This window comes from Rhizobium sp. P1_E6 (genome assembly GCF_056405875.1).
On sequence record NZ_JBFUBG010000307.1, the window covers coordinates 1 to 923 of the forward strand.

1 protein-coding gene is annotated in these 923 nt (G+C 55.5%); it reads right to left on the reverse strand.

All coding sequences use genetic code 11. The features are described from left to right. On the reverse strand, nucleotides 1-693 hold a 693-nt coding region (locus AC1D35_RS36420), incomplete at its 3' end, for a hypothetical protein (RefSeq protein WP_477942898.1). Nucleotides 694-923 lie beyond the last annotated feature (230 nt).

Here is a 923-nt window from a genome sequence, read left to right on the forward strand (position 1 = left end):
GGCAGCGCTCAAACCGAGCCTGACAAACGCGCCCTTTTTGAGCAAAACATCTCGTATAAGCGTGTCCTTCAATAAGACCCGGCCGACAGCTTGAGAAGGCCCGTCGAAACGAAGACACTCTTCCACTGCCGCGTGAATAGAAGTTGGTGCAGTACGGAGCTCTCCAATAAGCTTTGGATGCTCCAACAGCGTCGCCAGCACGTTGCCGATGCTATGCTTCGTTGTTTGAAGTCCTGCCGTTATCACGAGCAAGCACGTGTTGATATCATAGCTTGCGGCATCGCAATCGTCGGATTCTAGCCGCGCCTCCAACAGTCTTTCGTAGGGCAACGACGCCTTAAGCTGTTGGCGGATGGAGTCCTTCAAATAGGCGACGCAATCCAATACTCCAGGAGTGACGAATTCGCTTCCAAACGTGAAGCCCTTGCTCACAAATATTTCGGATGGCGTCTGCATTGCTTTGACAGCAGCGAGGTCGAATCCGGTAAGCCATGCGACCATCGTCTCACAGATGGGCTCCGCAATATCCTCAATGATGTCGAGCTCGCAAGCATCGGCAGAATCGCCAACGAGCCGCGCGAATGCGCGTTCTAAAACCGGCTCGAGGGCACTCGTTCGGCGATACAATCGGCTGCTGAGCACCCTACGCGCATTTGCATGCACCGAGTCGTCCAGCGTGAGGACGGTGCCCAAAAGGGGCTCCTCGATTCTAGTCTGCTTTGAAGGAGGCAAGGACGCGAGCGCGCGAGCGATCGAGACGCCTTCAGACGTGACAAGCGATGTCACGTCGGAGTATCGTGTAATCAGGTAGTCTCCCGAACCTCGGTGCGGCCAGTCGATGCGAGCAACGGGCCATCGTTCTCTAAGTACACGATATGTTGAATGAGGGTCAGACTGCAGTGCCGGCCCGAAGATGAGACGCA